This window comes from Acidiferrimicrobium sp. IK (genome assembly GCF_025499425.1).
Lineage (GTDB): Bacteria > Actinomycetota > Acidimicrobiia > Acidimicrobiales > Palsa-688 > Acidiferrimicrobium.
The window spans coordinates 1-16,335 of the sequence record NZ_JAIMCB010000019.1 but is presented as its reverse complement, the minus strand read 5'-3'; the positions used below and the strand labels follow the sequence as shown (position 1 = coordinate 16,335).

The window sequence follows — 16,335 nt, the reverse complement described above, 5'->3', positions numbered from 1 at the left end:
GCCGGCCGCGGTCGTGAACCGCCGACGCAAGCGGCGCTACCGTCCCGGGCATGAGCGATGGGCGTGTGAACGCGACGGACGACGGCGGCTACCGCATCGAGCACGACTCGATGGGCGAGGTGCGGGTGCCTGTGGCGGCCAGGTGGCAGGCGCAGACGCAGCGGGCGGTGGAGAACTTCCCAATCTCGGGGACGACCGTCGAACGGTCTCTGATCGCCGCCCTGGCCCGGCTGAAAGGGGCCGCCGCGCTGGAGAACGCCCGCTTGAAGACCGTCGACAAGGCCATCGCTGCTGCCATCGCCGAGGTCGCCGCCGAGGTCGCTTCCGGGGCATGGGACGGGGAGTTCCCGATCGACGTGTACCAGACCGGTTCGGGGACCTCGACCAACATGAACATGAACGAGGTCCTCGCCACCTTGGCCACCGAGCGCCTCGAGGGCAGAGGCGACGGCGCCGGGGTGAAGGTGCACCCGAACGACCATGTCAACGCGTCGCAGTCGTCCAACGACATGTTCCCTAGCGCCATCCACGTGGCGGCCACCACCGAGATCACCGACAGCCTGATCCCCGCCCTCGACCACCTGGCCAAGGCGCTGCGCAAGAAGTCCCGGGCCTGGAAGACCGTCGTGAAGTCCGGACGAACCCACCTCATGGACGCCACCCCGGTGACCCTCGGCCAGGAGTTCGGTGGGTACGCGGCGGCGGTCGAGCACGGCATCGAGCGGCTCCAGGCCGCCCTGCCCCGCATCGGAGAGCTGCCGCTCGGCGGCACCGCAGTGGGCACCGGCATCAACGCACCCAAGGGCTTCGCCCGCGGGGTGATCAAGCGGCTGGCCACCGACAGCGACCTGCCTCTGAGCGAGGCGCGCGACCACTTCGAGGCCCAGGGCGCCCGCGACGCCCTGGTAGAGGCGTCCGGCGTCTTGCGCACCATCGCGGTGTCGCTCTACAAGTGCGCCACCGACTTGCGCTGGATGGGCAGCGGTCCCCGTACCGGCCTGGCGGAGATCCGCATCCCCGACCTGCAGCCCGGCTCGTCGATCATGCCCGGCAAGGTCAACCCGGTCATCCCTGAGGCGGTGTCGCAGGTCGTCGCCCAGGTCATCGGCAACGACGCGGCGGTGGCTTTCGGTGGCGCCGCCGGCAACCTCGAGCTGAACGTGATGTTGCCGGTGATCGCCCGCAACCTGCTCGAGTCGATCCGCCTGTTGAGCGCGGTCAGCCGCGTGTTCGCCGACAAGTGCATCGCGGGGATCGAGGCCGACGTCGAGCGGTGCCGGGAATACGCCCTTTCCTCACCGTCGATCGGCACCTCCCTCAACCCCTACATCGGCTACGAGGAGGCCGCCAAGGTCATCAAAGCCTCGATGAAGGAGGGCAAGGACCTCCGCACCGTCGTCCTCGAGCGGGGGCTGATGACCGAGGAAGAGGTCGACCGGGCGCTCGACGTGATGGCCATGACCAAGGGCGGCATCGTCAAGTAGCCGGCTCGGGGTACGGTCGGCATCCGATGGGCACCGGCTACAACATCCTCGTCATGCTCCACCTGATCTGCGTGATCGGCGGGTTCGGTGGGCTGGCCTACAACGGGCTGACTCTGGCGCTGGCCAGCCGGCGCGGCCCTGACAGCGTGGCTGTGCTGGAGGTCAACGCGCAGGTCACCCAGCTGGCCGAGCTGCTGATCTACGGCGCGTTCCTGTTCGGGATGGCCGCCATCGGCGCCAGCAAGTCGACCTACGGCTTCGGGCAGGCCTGGGTCGGCGCCGCGCTCGGCCTGTACGCGGTCGACCTCGGCCTGCTGCACGGGCTCATCCGCCCGGCTCGGAAGCGGTACGCAACGCTGGCCGAGGAGCTGTCGAAAGTCACCGTCCTCACCGAGAACGAGCGACCCCCGCAGGTCGCCCAGCTCGACGCCCTGGCTACGCGGATCTCCCTCGGGTGGGGCGCGTTCAACGTCGTGGTGCTGGTGGTGGTCTACCTGATGATCTTCAAGCCGGGCGCCTGATGCACCCCATCGAGCGGTTGCGCTACGTCGCCCGGGCGTCGGGCGCCGACCCGTCGCTGGTGGCGCGTGAGGCCGCCGGCGCCCTGGCCGAGGTGGCCATGGAGGAGCCCGCCGGGCTGGTGCCGGCGTGCCGGCGGCTCATCGGTCGCCACCTCACCTCCGGGCCGGTGTGGTGGCTGTCGGCGCGGATGCTCGGCTCCGACGACCCCGATGCGGCGGCCCGCGAGGCGATCAGCGCCTTGGACCGGGACCGCACCGGCCGGGTGCTGGTCGACGAGCTGCCCGAGGAGGCCACGGTTGTGATCATCGGCTGGCCCGACACTGCGGCCTCCGCGCTGCGCCGGAGGGGCGACGTCGAGGTGCTCGTCGTCGACGCCGGAGGCGAAGGCTCGGTGCTGGCCCGCCGGCTGGTGGAGAGCGGCACGGAGGCGACGGTGATCCCCGACGCCGGCGTCGCCGCCGCGGCGGCGGTGACGGGAGTGGTGCTCATCGAGGCGCACGCCGCCGGCCCGAGCGGGATCCTCGCCACTGCCGGGAGTCACGCCGCGGCGGCGGTAGCGGTCGCCGCAGGGATCCCGGTGTGGGCGGTCACCCCTGTCGGCACGGTACTGCCGGGCCGCCTCTGGGACACCCTGCTGTCGCGTGTCGACGCCGGCGGCCTCGAGCCGTGGGAGCGCGACACCGAGATGGTCCCCGCCTCGCTCCTAAGCGTGGTGGCCGGCCCCGGCGGCCTGAGCGAGGTCGACGCTGCGCTGCGCAGCTCCGACGCCCCTCCGGTCGCTGAGCTCCTCCGCGATCCCCGATGAGCACCGCCGAGGAGCTGGTGGAGCGCTACATCCGACTGGGGCTGGCCGTCGGCCGCCACATCGACGGGATGGTCGACGCGTACTACGGGCCGCCGGAGATCGCCGCCCAGGCGGCGGCCGGAGCGCCCGAGTCGCCGGCCGCGCTGGTCGGGCAGGCGTCGCGGCTGGTGGCGGACCTGCGAGGCGACCGGTCCCTCGACGGGCCGCGCCGGCGGTGGCTGGAGGCGCAGGCCCGCGGCGTGCACACCACCGCCCGGATCCTCGCCGGCGAACCCCTCGGGTATCTCGACGAGGTGGAGGCGGCGTACGGTGTCCGGCCCCGCTACGTCGAGGAGGACGAGCTGGCCGCCGCCCACCGCCGGCTCGACGCCGCGCTGCCCGGCACCGGGGCGGTGGCCGAGCGGTACGTGGCGTGGAGGGAGGCGCAGGTGGTTCCCGCCGAACGGCTGCAACAAGCGGTGGTCTCGCTGGCGGAGGACTTCCGGGAGCGCACCGACCGGCTATTCGGCCTCCCCGAAGGCGAGCACGTCGACTTCGAGCTGGTCACCGGCCAGCCCTGGTCGGGTTTCAACTACTACCTGGGCGGCCTGCGAAGCAGGGTTGCGATCAACACCGACCTGCCGGTGCTGTCCACCTCGCTCGGCCATCTCGTGGCCCACGAGGCCTATCCCGGGCATCACACCGAGCACACCCGCAAAGAGGTGGGCCTGGTCCGGGGCCGCCACCAGCTTGAGGAGTCGGTCTTCTTGGTGGGCACTCCGCAGTGCCTCCTGGCCGAGGGGCTCGCCGACCTCGGCCTCGAGGTCATCGCCGGCCGGCGGCCCGAGGCGGTTCTCGCCGCCCACCTCCACCCCTTAGGGATCCCCTACGACGCCGACACCGTGGCGGAGGTGGGGGAGGCCGGCGAGGTGCTCGGCGCGGTCCGCGGCAACGCGGCGATCATGCTCCACGACCGGGGCACCACCGCGGACGAGGCCTCGGACTACATCGCCCGGTGGTCGCTGACCACCAAAGCCCGAGCCGACAAGGCCGTCGAGTTCTTGATGGACCCGACGTGGCGGGCGTATGTGTACTGCTACATCGAGGGAGTGGCCCTGTGTCGGCGGTTCGTGGCCGGCGACCCGGCCCGCTTCGCCCGGCTGATCAGCGAGCAGCTGATCCCCGCGGATCTCACGGCGTGAGCGGCGGCTGGGAGCGCAGCCAGCGCAAGGCGTCGGCGCCGGGGATCGGCCGGCTCCACAAGTAGCCCTGGCCGAGCGGGCAGCTGAGGGCTTTCAGCGCGGCGTGCTGGTCGGGGGTCTCGACGCCTTCCGCCAGGCAGGTCATGCCGAGCGCCTTGCCCAAGCTGAGCACCGCCTCGACGATCGACGCCCCGCCGGAGTCGGAACCGAGGTCGCGCACGAAGGACCGGTCGATCTTCAACACGTTGACCGGCAGCTGCCGGAGGTACGCCAGCGAGCTGTACCCGGTCCCGAAGTCGTCGATCGACAGCTTCACCCCGATGTCCTTGAGGGCGTTTAGGACCGCGATCGACTCGTTGACGTCTTGCATGACCACCGTCTCGGTGATCTCCAGGTGGAGCAGCGCCGGCGGCAGCCCGCTGCGCTGCAGCACGTCGGCGACCAGCGACGGCAGATCCTGGTCTCCGAGCTGGCGAGCGGAGAGGTTCACCGCGACCCACATGGGCGGCCGGCCCGGCTCCGCGGCGTTCCACCCGGCGACCTCGGTCGCGGCCCGCTCCAGCACCCACGCGCCGAGGCGGACGATCAGACCGCTGCGCTCCGCCACCGGGATGAACTCCCCGGGCATGAACACCTTGCCGTCCGCGCTGTGCCAGCGCACCAGGGCCTCCACCCCGACCGGCCGGCCGTCGGTGAGGGTCACGATCGGCTGGTAGTGGACCGACAGCTCGTCGTTGGCCAGCGCGGCGCGCAGCGCCTGCTCGCTCTCGAGCAGGTCAGCGGAGCGGTCCCGAAGCGAATCGTCGAACACCACGGCGCGGTCGCGGCCGAGCTCCTTGGCCCGGTACATGGCGGCGTCGGCCTCGGAGAGCAGCGAGTCGGTGGTGCTGTCGGCCCGGCTGACGGTTATGCCGACGCTGGCGTGGAGATCCACGACCCGGCCCTCGGCGAGGTACGGGGCGGTCATCACCGCGGTGACCGCCTCGGTCAGGACCACCATCGTCTCCTCGGTGACGTCCTGGCAGACGAGCACGTACTCGTCGCCGCCGAAGCGGACCACGGTGTCACCCAGACGGATGTTGCTGGCCAGGCGGTCACCGACTTGGACCAGCAGCTTGTCGCCGACCACATGGCCGAGCGCGTCGTTGACGTGCTTGAAGCCGTCCAAGTCGATGAACGCCACGCCGACGCGTCGGCCCGTCATCGCCCCGACCGCGAGCGCCGCGTCGAGCTGCTGGTTGAGGACCGCCCGGTTGGGCAGGCCGGTGAGCTCGTCGTGGAGGGCCTGGTGGATCAGCTGCGCCTGGGCTTCCTTGCGGGCCGTCACGTCCTGCATCTGGGCCATGTAGTACAGCGGGGCGCCGAGGGCGTCGCGGACTTTGGTGACATGGACCTCCAGCCACACGTCCGAGCCGTCAGGGCGGAGGTAACGGCGCTCCTCGCTGTAGGTGTCGGTGGCGTCGTCCAGGCCGGTCAAGACGGCCACCCCGAGCGGTCGGTCGCCGGGAGCGCCGAACTCGACCCACCGCCGGCCGACGAGCTCCTGCGGGGAGCGGCCGAGCATCCGGCAGATCGCCGGGTTGACCGAGGTGGGGCGACCCTCCAGATCGGAGACCACCAAGCCGATCGGCGACTGCTCGAACGCGGTCTGGAAGCGGACCTCCGCCTCGCGCCGCTCGGTGATGTCGCTCGACACGCCGACTACCCCGGCGACGACCCCGCTGTTGTCGTAGAACGGGGTGTTGGTGACCCACGCCGGGAACCGCTTCCCGTTCCGGCGTTGGAGGACCAGCTCACCCGACCACGGCAGGCCGTGGCCCAGCTTGGCGTAGATCTCCTCCAGCTGTTCGGGGCCGGCGGTGCCGATCAGATCGCGGGCGCGCCGGCCGATGGCCTCCTCCGCGCTCCAGCCGTACAGCTCGGCGGCGGCCGGGTTCCAGTAGCGCACCGTCCCCTCCCGGTCGGTGGCGATGACCGCCTGGCCGACCGCGTCGAGCAGGGCGGCGTTGCGGGCGACGGCCCGCTCCGCCTCCTTGCGGGCGGTGATCTCCCAGTAGTTGACGACGATCCCGCCCAGGCTCTCCTCGTTGCTCAGGTTGGACAGCGTCGCCTCGACCCACTTGCGCCGGCCGTCGATCAGCAGCTCGGCCTCCGTCTCGGCGGTAGCGCCGGGCTGCGACGCCACCGCGTCGAAGAGAGTCCGCAGCCGCTGCTTGTCGTGGGGCAGCACGTACTCGAGGAACCGGTTCCCGGAGAGGTCCCCGACCCGGTCCCGGTCACTGCCCGAAGGTGAACCGCCGAGGATCCGCCCTTCTGCGTCGAGCACCGCGTAACCCTCGCTGGCGTTGGCGTTGAGCAACTCGTGGCGCCGGGCCCGGCGCTCCGCGGCCCGCAGCAGGCCCCTGCGGACCAGGGCCGCCGCCAACCGGGTCCGTGCGTTGGGGCCGGTCACCTCACCCGGTTGGAGCACGTCTTGGGCTCCAGCGCCGAGCAGCGCCGCCGCGTCGCTGCGGGCGCCGTCGTCGACGACGAGCACCGCAGCCTCCGGGCGGGCCTCGAGGAGGCGTTCGACGGTCGCCACCGGGTCGTCGCCAAGCGCCTCGGAGGCGACCAGCACCACCGCCCCGTCGCGGGGGGAGAGCGCCCCGATGGCCTCGTCGACTCCCTCCACCAGCGCGGGGATGTCGCCGGCCCAGGCGTCCCGGACCGCCGCCGGCCCGACGGCCAGCAACCGGACGCCGGGCCCGAGGGCCAGCTCTGGCATCACTGAAGCCGCGTCCACCGGTTCATTCCCTCCGCCTCCCAGTAGCCACGAAGTGTACGCGCCGTCACCGGGAAACCACCCTGGGGCTCCCGCCGTCGGGGAAAAGCGCGCCGGCGAATCCTCACAAACGGCGCGAAGTCGGGCGGGCTGGCAGCTCGGCTGGCGGCGGTGGCGTGGCGCGTCCGCCCCCCCGTAGGCTCCCGTGCCATGTCCGCGCGCACCCGTTCCCTGCCCCGCCGGTCCTGCCATGCCGTGCCCGGCTCCAACGACAAGTTCCTGGCCAAGGCGCCGGGGCTGGCGGCGGACATGTTCTTCCTCGACCTCGAGGACGCGGTCGCGCCGTTGGAGAAAGAGGGGGCGCGGGCCAAGGTCGTCAACGCCATCAGGACCCTCGACTGGGGCGAGGCCACCCTGTGCGTGCGGGTCAACGCATGGGACACCAAGTGGACGTACGGGGACGTCATCGAGGTGGTCGGCGGCGCCGGCGAACGCCTCGACGAAGTGATGCTGCCGAAGGTCCAGACCGCCGCCCAGGTCGTCGCCCTCGACCTGCTGCTCACCCAGGTCGAGATCAACTCCGGGCTCCCGGTCGGCCACATCGGCATCGAAGCGCAGATCGAGACCGCCCAGGGTTTGATCAACGTCGAGGAGATCGCCTTCGCGTCGCCCCGGCTCGAGACGTTGATCCTCGGGCCGGTCGACTTCTCGGCGTCGATGGGGATGCCTTCCCTCGCCGGAGGCCTGCAGATCCCCGAGTACCCCGGCGACTACTTCCACTACGTGTTCATGAAGATCCTCATGGCCGGCCGGGCCGCCGGGTTGCAGGTCATCGACGGTCCGTACGTGAAGGTCCGCGACCCGGAGGGCTTCAGGGACTACTGCACCCGCACCCAGGTCCTCGGGTTCGACGGCAAATGGAGCCTCCACCCCGATCAGGTCACGATCCTAAACGAGGTGTTCTCGCCGACCCAGGCGCAGTTCGACCGGGCGTGGCAGATCCTCGACGCCTACCGCAAGGCCACCGAGGGAGACCGGGTGGGCGCGGTGATGCTCGGTGACGAGATGATCGACGAGGCCTCCCGCAAGGTGGCGATCACCCTCGTGGCCCGAGGGGAGCGGGCCGGGCTGCGCCGCTCCTGACGCCGCCTGGCTCTTTAGCGTGACTTAGTCGTAATATGACACCACGCTAGGGCTCGGGAGAGGCAGCAATGTCAGCGACGTCATCGATCTCGTCCGCAACGGTTGCCTCAGGGTGGACCAAAGCCGTCTGGGACGCCGAGGGGTGGCGCAGCGCCTCCGCCTGCCGTGACATCGACCCCGAGATGTTCTTCCCGGTCGGGGTGACCGGCGACGCGATGGCGCGCGCCGACGCGGCCAAGGAGATCTGCAGAGGCTGCCCGGTGGTGGAGGAGTGCCTGATCTTCGCGGTCACCACCAACCAGGAGTACGGCATCTGGGGCGGCCTGGACGAGGAGGAGCGCCGCGACGTGCGCCGCAAGTGGCGCCGGGCGACCCGCCGGGTGGCGGACGGTCCCCCGGCCGTTTCGTCGCGCCGCTAGCCCTGGCGGCGTTGGGGGTTCAGGATTCGGCGGCGTTGGCCACCAGGCGGCGGGCCACGACCTTCAAGGCGAGGGTCTCGTCGGCTCCCTCGAAGATCGACAGCACCCGGGCGTCGACGAAGTACCGGCTGACCGGGTACTCCTCCGCGTAGCCCATTCCGCCGTGGATCTGCATCGCCTCTCGTGACACCGACTCCGCGGCCCGGCACACGTAGGCCTTGATCATCGACGCTTCGAGGGCGCCCTCTCCCTTGGCCATCAGCCGGGCCACTTCGTACATGTACTCGCGGGCGGCGGCGATGCTGGCGGCCATGCGGGTCAACTTGACCTGAGTCAGCTGGTAGTCGCCGACCGGCTTGCCGAACACCTTGCGCTCCGCGGCGTAGGCCCGGGCCGCTTCGTAGGCGGCCTGCATTACGCCCACGGCGCGCGCCGCGGTCTGGAGCCGGCCGTTTTCGAACCCTTCCATCTGGAGGTAGAAGCCTCGCCCGAGGCCCTCGTCGCCGCCGATCAGGTTGGCGTGGGGTACCCGCCAGCCGTCGAAAGCCAGCTCGTAGGAGTGCATGCCTCGGTAGCCGATGGTGTCGATGGGCCGGCCCTCCAGCCGGCCCCCTCCGGGTTGGGTCAGCACGAAGCCGTGACCGTCGGCGCGCTCTTTGGGAACGACGAAGAGCGAAAGGCCCCGGTGCGCCTTGCTGCGGTCCGGGTCGGTGCGCGCCAGCAGCATCAACACGTCGGCGCGCGCCGCGAAGGTCGACCATGTCTTGGTGCCCGACACCACCCAGTCGTCGCCGTCTCGCGCCGCTGCCACGGTGAGGCCGGCTACGTCGGATCCGTAGTCCGGCTCGGTCACCGCGACGCCGGCCATGATCTCACCGGTCGCCAGCTTCGGCAGCCACTCCAGCTTCTGGGCCTCGGTGCCGCCCTTCACCAGCGCCCGGGCCAGGATCTCCGGTCTGGTGATCAGGGACCCGCCGGCGCCCAGCGAGGCCCGTGACAGCTCCTCGGTGGCGATCACCATGCCGAGGTAGTCGCTCTCGCCGCCGGACGCGAACCCGCCGTAGGCCTCGGGGATCGACAGCCCGAAAGCCCCGAGGTCCCCGAGCCCGGAGATGATGTCCTCGGGGACGTCGGCGTTTTGGCGGTGGATCCGCTCGGCCTGCGGGGCGATGCGCTCCTCCGCGAACCGGCGGAAGGTCTCGGCCACCAGCTGGAAGTCGCTGTCGAGGTGCCGGGGAGGGGCGATGCCGGCCAGGCCGGCCAGCCACGCCGGGTCGCGGTAGGCCGCCAGAAGCGCCCGGGTCCTGTCCAGCGCGCCCGGCTCGACCCCCCAGAGGGCCTCCCGGCCGGCCAGCCGGGCCAGGAGATCAGCCACCGCGTCGGCGGCGAAGGCCACGGCCAGGTTGGCCTCGGACTCGCCACGCGCCCCGTAGGCCAGGCCGGCCCGGGCGGTGGCCACCGCGGACGCCGCATGGGCCAGGTCGTAGGCGACCGCCTGGTTGTCGTCGACCGCTGCGGGGCCCTGGCCGGCCAGGTGGGCGACGGCGCGCCCGACCACGTCCTGGGCGGCGTCGAGGGCGGCGGCGGCGAGGGTGAGGTCGGCGGCGGGCATGGCGAGACGATACCGCCGGTGCCGGCCCGGTCCCCGAGCCGGGCAGCTAAACCGGCCGGCGGGCCACGACGGTCACCAGCGGCGGCAACACCACCGCGTCGTCGCCGGGGGAGACCTCGGTCACCGTCTCCAGGTAGTCCGCCACGGGTCCGGGACCGGCCCACGCCGGGGCCTCCGCCCACGCGTCGACCAGGTCCAGCCCGGCCTCGCGGGCCAGCGCCGGCAGCCGGGCTCCGACGTCAGGGTCCCTGGCGTCGAGGTGGGAGAACGGCCGGCCGTCGATGCGGCCCGCCGAGGTGATCGGCTCCTGCGCCACCACCCACCCGCCGGGGCGGACCGCGGCGCGCATCCGGCGAAGGACCGCCAGCGGCTCGTGGACGTGGAGCAACAAGAAGCGGCAGAACACCAGATCCACCGGTTCCGGCAAGGTCAGCTCTTCGCCGGCCTGGGTCAACGCCACCACCTGGGCCCGGCCGGCCTCCGCGGCCGCGGCCGCGACCTCGTCGCGCGTCGCTGGGTCGATGTCCACGGCGTACACCCGCCCGTCGGCGCCGACCACCTGGGCCAGCGCCACGCTGACATCGCCGGCGCCGGCCCCCACGTCGGCGCAACGCCAACCCTCCCGCAAACCGAGGCGGTCCAGCGCGGTCGCCAGCGGGCGGCGATAGACGTCGTTGCGCAGCTCCAACTCCAGCACCGGTTCTCCTTGATCCCACTACGACGCGACTCGGGCCAGCACCCTACGCTGCGGGCCGATGACGACCCACGAACGCCCCTTCGGCCGCTACCTCGAGGACTTCGTCCCCGGTGACATCTACCGTCACTGGCCCGGCAAGACGATCACCGAGTACGACGACCACCTGTTCTGCATGATCACCATGAACCACCACCCGTTGCACACCAACGCATGGTTCGCGGAGAACGAGAGCGTGCAGGGCAAGAACGTCGTGGTCGGCAACCTGGTCTACAGCCTGGCCCTCGGCATGAGCGTCCCGGACGTGTCGGGCGCTGCGATCGCCAACCTGGAGGTCGAGTCCCTCCGCCACCAGAAGCCGACCTTCCACGGCGACACCATCTACGCCGAGACCAGGGTGCTCGACGTGAAGCCGTCCACGTCGCGCGACGACCGAGGCGTGGTCACCGTCGAGACCAAGGCGTTCAACCAGCGGGGCGAGGAGGTCTGCTACTTCAAGCGCAAGGTCATGGTGTGGAAAAGGGCCGGTGCGCCCGAACGCCGCCGCCCGTACTCCGGCGACCCGTGGTCGGAGTGACCGCCATCGCGGATGAGTCACTCGTCACATCGGGTACCCCTTGCGGCAACCGGTAAGTAACCTCGCCCAGAACATACGAGGGCCCGTTGCCCTTGGTAGGGGGACCGGTGGAAGTCGAGTTCTACGGGGTGAGGGGATCGTGTCCCTGCCCATCAGAGAGCACCCGGCGCTACGGCGGTAACACCGCGTGCGTCGCGCTGCGGGTGCCGGGCGAGGACCCCATCGTCCTCGACCTCGGCACCGGCCTGCGCCGCTTCGGCGAGACCCAGCCCCTCGACGGCAGCTTCCGGGGTACCGCGCTGGTCACCCACATCCATTGGGATCACATCCAGGGCCTCCCGTTCTTCCCTCCCGCGGACCGGGTGGGGGCGCAGTTCGACATCTACGGGCCGGCCCAAGACGGGGAGCCGCTAGGCACCGTGTTCGGCAACTTCATGCGCCCCCCGTACTTCCCGGTGCAGTTCCAGGAGCTGCGGGGCCGGATCTCGTTCCACGACGTCACCGACGAGGACCTGGCCATCGGCAACGCCAAGGTGCGGGTCCGGCCGGTGCCCCACACCGGCGCCACCGTCGGCTACCGGGTGTCGTGGGACGGCGCGACGGTCACCTACATCAGCGACCACCAGGCCCCGCTCGACCTGGAGTCGATCGACGAAGGGGTATTGGCCCTCGCCGACGGCGCCGACGTGTTGATCCACGACGCCCAGTACACCGCCCCCGAGTTCGCCGAGAAGTCCCACTGGGGCCACTGCACCATCGACTACGCGCTGCGGGTGGCCCGCAGCGCCGGGGTGTCGACGCTGGTGATGTTCCACCACGACCCGGCCCACGACGACGACCAGATGGACCGGCTCCTCGCCGAGGCCCAGGAACGGTCGGGGCCCGCCGGGCCCAAGGTGCTCGCCGCCTACGAGGGGCTCGCCCTCCACCTCTGAACCGGTACGCGCAGCGACGGGCGGACCTCTGTGCGCGGTTTTCCCGGGAAATCGGGTCCGGACCCGGCAGAACAGCAGGAAGAGGGTCGAAGCTCCTCCGTCGCGGTACCTACGGTGGCAGAAACATCGACCGAGGAGCGCCGTCTTGGAACTCGCACACCTGGCCCGGTCGGAGGTGCTGCGCGCCGCTGACGTGAGCGACAGCCGCGAAGCGCAGCGACGCCGGCGGCTCCGGCGCCTCGCGGTGATCCTGGCGGTAGTCGCCGTTCCGCTGGTGGTACGGGCCGTGACCCTGGTCGTCGCGGCCGCCGACGGTCACCCCCGGTCCCACTCCTTCTTCGGGCTTCGCCTGGCCATCCCCGCCGGGTGGGGCCCCTACCTGCCCTCCGCAATGCTGATGCTGGTGCTGGTAGCGGTTCTGGCGGTCCCGCTGCTCGGGGCCGGCCGCTCCCCGCACGTGCTGTACCGGCCCGACGAGATCGACACCGACCTCTCCGACGTGGTCGGCGTCGGGCCTGTCGTCGAAGAGGTCATCAAGACCCTCAACCTGTTCCTGGCCCACAAGACGTTCCGGGACCGGATGGGCGGCAGCGCCCGCAGGGCGGTGCTGTTCGAAGGGCCGCCCGGCACCGGGAAGACCTATCTGGCCAAGGCCATGGCAGCCGAGGCCGGTGTGCCGTTCCTCTTCGTGTCCTCCTCGGCGTTCCAGTCGATGTACTACGGGCAGACCAACCGCAAGATCCGCTCCTACTTCAAGGCGCTGCGGGCCCACGCCCGGCGGGAGGGCGGCGCCATCGGGTTCATCGAGGAGATCGACGCCATCGGCGCGGCCCGCTCCGGCATGGGTGGCGGCGGCAGGGAGGGCGTCTCGGGGGTGGTCAACGAGCTGCTGATCCAGCTTCAGTCCTTCGACCAGCCTCCCCGCTCCGTCCAGCTGCTGAGCGGTCTGATCGACGGGCTCAATCGGTGGCTCCCCGCCGGGCGGCGCCTGCGCAAGCCCAGGGTCGCTCCGGCCAACATCCTCGTCGTCGGCGCCACCAACCGCGCCGGCGACCTCGACCCGGCCCTGCTGCGCCCCGGCCGGTTCGACAAGACGATCACCGTCGACGTCCCGAGCCGGGCCGGGCGCCGGGAGATCATCGACTACTACCTGGCCCGCAAAGCCCACGACCCGGGCCTCGACGACCCGTCCCGCCGCGAAACCCTGGCCGCGACGACCTTCGGCTACTCGCCGGTGATGCTCGAGCATCTCCTCGACGAGGCGCTGGTGTGGGCGCTGCGGCGCGGCGCGGAGCGCCTGTCGTGGGAGGACATCCAGCGGGCCAAGCTGACCGAGGAGCTGGGATTGGCCCAGCCGGTCGCCTACGCCGAGAGCGAGCGGCGGGCCATCGCCACCCACGAGGCCGGCCACGCCACCGTGGCGTGGCTGGTCGCGGCGCACCGCAAGCTCGAGGTGCTCTCGATCATCAAGCGCCGGTCGGCGCTCGGCCTTCTGTCCCACTCGGAGGTGGAGGAGCGCTGGACCCGCTCCCAAAGCGAGATCGAGGCCCTGATCCGCATCGCGATGGGCGGCATGGTGGCCGAGGAGCTGTTCTTCGGTGAGACCAGCAGCGGGGTCGCCGGCGACCTCCAGGCCGCCACCGAAGCCGCCGCGCAGATGGTCGGGTCGCTCGGCATGGCCGGCCGGCTCCGCTCGCTTGACGCGGTGCAGACGCCCGGATCCCCCAACCTGGTGGCCAAGGTGCTCGCCGATGACGACGGGACGGCCGCGGTGGAGCGGATACTGGCCACGGCCCGCGACGATGTCCGGCGCCTCCTCGGCGACAACCGCCATCTCGTCGAGGCCCTCCGCGACGCCCTTTTGGAGCGCGAGGAGCTGATCGGAGACGAGATCGGCGGGGTCCTCACCGGAGCCGACGAGGACCATCGCAGCGCGGTCGTGGACCTCACCGCCATACCCGCCGCGGAGGAGGCCCGCCTCGACGACCCCCTGCGGGGGCGCCGAGGCGGGTCGGGCGCTTCAGATTCGGCTACGCCCAGGGGCTAGTACTTCATCGCCTGGAGGAAGGCCGCCCCGTTGGGGGTGCCGGTCCCGGTCTCGTCGTCGTAGCCGGGCAGGGTGTGGATGGTCGTGGTCTGAACGTCGATGGTCTGCAGCACGTAGCTGTAGCCGTTGGCGTTGTTGACGCCGTTGACCAGATTGGTCCGCACCGTGGCCGTCGGCGACGACGGCGGCAAGACGTCGGTGATGGCAGACGTGTCGACGTTGCGGTAGAGAAGCGGGTTGACCAGCCCCACCGCCGAGCCGTTGTACTGGATGGCGTCGGCCATTACCCCCGCGAACAGCGGCGAGGAGAGGCTGGTGCCCCCGAGGCGGTAGGTCGAGTAGTAGGTGCCGTCTTTGAACACCTGTGTCTCGCCGATGCGCAGACCGGTGTTGGGGTCGGCCGGCATGGCCACGTCGGGTACCGCCCGCATCGGCGTCGATCCGTAGTATTTGCTGATCGATGCCGGCACGACACCCTTCTGGTAGAAGGGCTGCTTGTACAACACGCTGGTGCCGCCCCCGGCGCCGCTGGAGTAGGTGCCAGGAGGCGTCGGCGTCCACGACGTGCCGTCGGCGCTCAGTTGCGAGTAGTCGCTGGACCAGCCGTGCTGGAACACGATCTGGCCGTTGACCCCGATCTCGGTGCTGGTGCCTCCCACGCCGGTGGCGTACGGGTTGGACGCCGGGAACTCCACCGTCTTGGCCGACGGCTTGGTCCCTCCGCTCGTGCCGTCGCCGCTGTCACCGGAGGAGAACTGCACGGTGATGCCGGTGGTGGCCGCTTCCAGGAGGTAGTTCTGGAAGAAGGTCTGAGCTGCCGGGGACACGTTCTCGTTGCCGAAGGTCCACGAGTCGGTCACCACGCTCGCCTTGCCCTGGTCGATGGCGCTGGCCCAAGCCTTGTTGAGGCCGCCGGCGCAGTTGGCGCCCCCGTAGTACAAGATGTTGGCGCCCGGGGCCATGGCGTGGACGGCCTCCACGTCGAGGCTCTCCTCGCCGTACCAGCCCTGCGGCCCGCAGGCGTGCTCCCGGCTGTAGGCGTCGGCGTTCGGCGTGATCTGGGTGTACTGCCCCGGCGCGAAGGTCGGCAGGCCATTTTGCCGGGACCACTGGTTGGCGTCGGCCAGCATCGTCGGCGACGCGTACGCGTCGGTGATCGCCACGGTGACGCCCCTGCCGTCTACGCCGTTTCGGATGCCTTCGTATAGGCCGAACGCCTTCTGGTACTGGGTCGCGTGGTAGCCGCAGATGGTGTAGGGCCACTTCTGGCCGTAGGCACTTGGCTTGTCGGTCGCGATCTTCTCGCCGTAGTAGGCCGAGCACGGCTGCACGCCGTAGCGGACCCCGGGCGGGGGCCCGGGCAGGCTCGCGGCAGGCTGCGCCGTGTCGCTGTCGTCGAGGTTGACGAATCCCGCGACCGTCGACGCCAGCGAAGCCGGCACCTTGTAGTCGCTGGTCGGGCCGGTGAGGACCTTCCCACCGGACTGGTAGTGGTGCAGGGACGTGCCGGTCAGGTTCTCGGCCTGGGCTGCGGTGCCGGCGACCTCGACGTAGAGCCGGCTCGGCGCGACCGACACCACCGACAGCCCGGACTTCTCGGCCCACGACGACACCGCCGCGGTCGCAGCTGCGGAAGGCGCGTAGGCGGCCCGGAACTGGTCCGCGGTCAAGAACTTGCGGAACGACGGGCTGCCGGGAGTGGAAAGGGCCTGCACCTCCTGCTCGGCGGCGGCCTCCTTCGGCAGGTTGAGGGCGATCTCGAAGTCGACCGGCGTGGACGCCGGGACCGCCCCCGTATCGGTCCCGCTGGTCGCGAACGAGGGCCGTGAGCCGGCGAGGTCAGTGGTGGCTGCCGGCGCCGCGCTCGCCACCGAGCTCATCCCGAGGCCGGTGACGAGAGACGCTGCGGCGCCGAGCGCGGCGGCGGTACGACGGTTAGGACCCTTCATGTACTGGACCTTTCGTAGGAGGCGGCACGCTGTATCGGCCGTGCCATCCGCAGCATTCCCCGAGAGAATCTGGAATTCAATCCGGCTCTTCACCCTTTAGGTGGGGTGGCACCAACCGGTGTTGAGGGTAGCGGCCGGCCGAGGTTGTTGCAGTGGCCGAGGATCCGGACCCGGTAGTTGGCCATGTTGGTGAAGCCGCATCCGGC

At 71.0% G+C, this 16,335-nt stretch carries 13 protein-coding genes; 9 read left to right on the top strand and 4 right to left on the bottom strand.

Features of this window, described 5'->3' with window-relative positions:
• Nucleotides 1-50: 50 nt before the first annotated feature.
• The 4 genes from K6U06_RS21935 to K6U06_RS21920 are packed head-to-tail and all read left to right on the top strand — an operon-like array spanning nt 51 to nt 3,992.
• Complete coding sequence (locus tag K6U06_RS21935; protein WP_262324119.1) at nt 51-1,484, top strand: class II fumarate hydratase; 1,434 nt, start codon at nt 51-53, stop codon at nt 1,482-1,484.
• A gap of 26 nt (nt 1,485-1,510) precedes the next feature.
• Complete coding sequence (locus tag K6U06_RS21930; RefSeq protein WP_262324118.1) at nt 1,511-2,005, top strand: hypothetical protein; 495 nt, start codon at nt 1,511-1,513, stop codon at nt 2,003-2,005.
• Complete coding sequence (locus tag K6U06_RS21925; RefSeq protein WP_262324117.1) at nt 2,005-2,811, top strand: hypothetical protein; 807 nt, start codon at nt 2,005-2,007, stop codon at nt 2,809-2,811. Before K6U06_RS21930 ends, K6U06_RS21925 begins: the two co-directional genes overlap by 1 nt.
• Nucleotides 2,808-3,992 carry a hypothetical protein gene (locus K6U06_RS21920; RefSeq protein ID WP_262324116.1) on the top strand — a complete coding sequence of 395 codons (1,185 nt, stop codon included), beginning with the start codon at nt 2,808-2,810 and terminating at the stop codon, nt 3,990-3,992. Before K6U06_RS21925 ends, K6U06_RS21920 begins: the two co-directional genes overlap by 4 nt.
• On the opposite strand, the gene K6U06_RS21915 is transcribed toward K6U06_RS21920, so the two are convergent.
• On the bottom strand, nt 3,982-6,774 hold the full coding sequence (locus tag K6U06_RS21915; protein ID WP_262324115.1) for an EAL domain-containing protein: 2,793 nt from the start codon (nt 6,772-6,774) through the stop codon (nt 3,982-3,984). The two genes, K6U06_RS21920 and K6U06_RS21915, sit on opposite strands and share 11 nt — an antisense overlap.
• Before the next feature lie 189 nt (nt 6,775-6,963).
• Between K6U06_RS21915 and K6U06_RS21910 the strand changes: the two genes are divergently transcribed.
• On the top strand, nt 6,964-7,896 hold the full coding sequence (locus K6U06_RS21910; RefSeq protein WP_262324114.1) for an HpcH/HpaI aldolase/citrate lyase family protein: 933 nt from the start codon (nt 6,964-6,966) through the stop codon (nt 7,894-7,896).
• Between the two features lie 68 nt (nt 7,897-7,964).
• Nucleotides 7,965-8,315, top strand: a complete 351-nt coding sequence (locus tag K6U06_RS21905; protein WP_262324113.1) for a WhiB family transcriptional regulator — start codon at nt 7,965-7,967, stop codon at nt 8,313-8,315.
• A 19-nt stretch (nt 8,316-8,334) separates the two neighbouring features.
• Here the strand turns inward: K6U06_RS21905 and K6U06_RS21900 are convergent, their stop codons facing one another.
• Together K6U06_RS21900 and K6U06_RS21895 are read right to left on the bottom strand one after the other, a co-directional pair.
• The gene (locus tag K6U06_RS21900) at nt 8,335-9,927 is read right to left on the bottom strand and encodes an acyl-CoA dehydrogenase family protein (RefSeq protein WP_262324112.1); all 1,593 of its coding nucleotides are present in this window, start codon (nt 9,925-9,927) and stop codon (nt 8,335-8,337) included.
• 46 nt (nt 9,928-9,973) lie between these two features.
• Nucleotides 9,974-10,624, bottom strand: coding sequence for a class I SAM-dependent methyltransferase (locus K6U06_RS21895; RefSeq protein WP_262324111.1), 651 nt, complete (start codon nt 10,622-10,624; stop codon nt 9,974-9,976).
• Between the two features lie 58 nt (nt 10,625-10,682).
• On the opposite strand from K6U06_RS21895, the gene K6U06_RS21890 reads away from it, so the two are divergent.
• The 3 genes from K6U06_RS21890 (at nt 10,683) to K6U06_RS21880 (ending at nt 14,180) form a co-directional block, all read left to right on the top strand.
• Entirely contained in the window at nt 10,683-11,198 is a 516-nt protein-coding gene (locus K6U06_RS21890; protein ID WP_262324110.1) for a MaoC family dehydratase, read from the top strand.
• Nucleotides 11,199-11,305: 107 nt separating this feature from the next.
• Nucleotides 11,306-12,133, top strand: a complete 828-nt coding sequence (locus K6U06_RS21885) for an MBL fold metallo-hydrolase (protein WP_262324109.1) — start codon at nt 11,306-11,308, stop codon at nt 12,131-12,133.
• Nucleotides 12,134-12,278: 145 nt separating this feature from the next.
• Complete coding sequence (locus K6U06_RS21880) at nt 12,279-14,180, top strand: AAA family ATPase (protein ID WP_262324108.1); 1,902 nt, start codon at nt 12,279-12,281, stop codon at nt 14,178-14,180.
• Here K6U06_RS21880 and K6U06_RS21875 read toward each other — a convergent pair.
• Nucleotides 14,177-16,129: a protease pro-enzyme activation domain-containing protein gene (locus tag K6U06_RS21875; RefSeq protein ID WP_262324107.1), complete on the bottom strand. Its 1,953-nt coding sequence runs from the start codon at nt 16,127-16,129 to the stop codon at nt 14,177-14,179. The two genes, K6U06_RS21880 and K6U06_RS21875, sit on opposite strands and share 4 nt — an antisense overlap.
• Nucleotides 16,130-16,335: the final 206 nt, after the last annotated feature.